The organism is Streptomyces swartbergensis, assembly GCF_002148965.1.
In the GTDB taxonomy this organism is placed as follows: Bacteria; Actinomycetota; Actinomycetes; order Streptomycetales; family Streptomycetaceae; genus Streptomyces; species Streptomyces swartbergensis.
Genome location: NZ_NGFN01000687.1, coordinates 1 through 1472 on the forward strand (window position 1 = coordinate 1; position 1472 = coordinate 1472).

Annotated in this window: 1 protein-coding gene; it reads left to right on the plus strand. The window is 76.0% G+C overall.

Annotated features, from left to right (window positions below):
• The first annotated feature begins 158 nt into the window (after positions 1-158).
• Positions 159-1406, plus strand: a complete 1248-nt coding sequence (locus CA983_RS43575) for an aminotransferase class I/II-fold pyridoxal phosphate-dependent enzyme (RefSeq protein WP_086606103.1) — start codon at positions 159-161, stop codon at positions 1404-1406.
• The last annotated feature ends 66 nt before the right edge of the window (positions 1407-1472 follow it).

Here is a 1472-nt window from a genome sequence, read left to right on the forward strand (position 1 = left end):
CCGCCCCGGAAGCCCCCTGCTTCCCCGCCCCGGCCCGCTCATGCTGTGACCGTCACGACCCGGCCGGCGCCCATGGGGCGGCGGCACCGTGGGTACTCAGTGGCCGAGGGTACGGGCGAGGTCGACAGGACACGGCACCAGGCACTGCGGAGGTACGGATGCGGCGGACGGACCCGGAAGGCCACGGCCCCGTCCGGTTCGGGCCGCCCATCCCCGACGACGGACTGCCCGTGCTGCCGGAGCTGTCCACCGTGCTCGCCGCCGCGGCGTCCCGGGGCGACCACGAGCCGGTCGGCGGCGGACCGGCCCTGCGCGAGGCCGCCTGCGGCTACTGGGACCGGCGCGGACTGCGCTGCGACCCCGGCCGGGTGGCCGCCGGGCCCGGCGCGCCCGCGCTGCTGCTCGCCCTGACCGCCGCCCTCGGCGGTGACGTCCTCGTGCCGAGACCCTGTGCCGCCTGGTGGGCCCCGTACGCCCGCCTGCTGGGACGCCCCGCCTTCCACGTGCCGACTCCGCCGGAGAGCGGCGGGGTGCCCGACCCGTACGCCCTGCTGGAGACCGTGCGCCGGGTCCGAGCCGAGGGCGGTGATCCGCGCCTGGTCGTGCTGTCCGTCGCCGACGACCCCACGGCCACCGTCGCCCCTCCCGAACTGCTGCACGAGACCGTCGAGGCCGCCCAGGAGGAGGGCCTGCACCTGGTCAGCGACGAGACCTGGCGCGACACCCTGCACGACCCGCACGACACCGTGCTGCTCAGCCCCGCCGAGATGCTGCCCGACCGGGTCACCGTCGTCACCGACCTGGCCGGTGCCCTGCTCCCGCCCGGCTGGCCGGCCGCGGTGGCCCGCTTCCCGGCCGGAGCGGACGCCGACGGCCTCCACGCGCGCGTGCTCGACGTCCTCACCGCGCTCGACGCCCGGGTCGCCGCTCCCATCGCCGCGGCGGCCGCATACGCGCTGCGGGAACCGGAAGCGGTTACCGCGCGCGTCACCACCGCCGTGCGCCTGCACGCGCGCCTGGCCGCCGAGGCGCACGCCGCCGTCGTCGCGGCCGGCGCCCTCGCCCGGCCCCCGCAGGCCGGCCGTCATCTCTACGTCGACCTCTCTCCGCTGAGCCCCGCGTTGACCGCGCACGGCGTCGGCGACACACAGGAACTGGAGGACTTCCTCTCCGCCCGTCTCAGCATGCCCGCACCGGGCGGTCACCGCTTCGGCGACGAGCTCGAAACCCCGCGCGTGCGGCTCTCGACCGGCGCACTGCTGGCCGGCTCCGACACGGAACGCGCGGAATGCCTCACCTCACCCACGCCGTTGGAACTGCCGCACGTGCAACGCTCGTTGATCCAACTGAAGTCGGCCTTCGACGATCTCCGCGAAGAAGCTCAGCGATGGGAGCCTCCTCGATGACGCAGCAGTCCGAGTCGACCGCGAGCACGACCACTCGGGAAGCCGGCGACGCGGCCCTCCCGTCCC

Coding starts and splice junctions, on each gene's coding strand:
- CA983_RS43575 (WP_086606103.1), top strand. CDS start 159: ATGCGGCGGACGGACCCGGAAGGCCACGGCCCCGTCCGGTTCGGGCCG.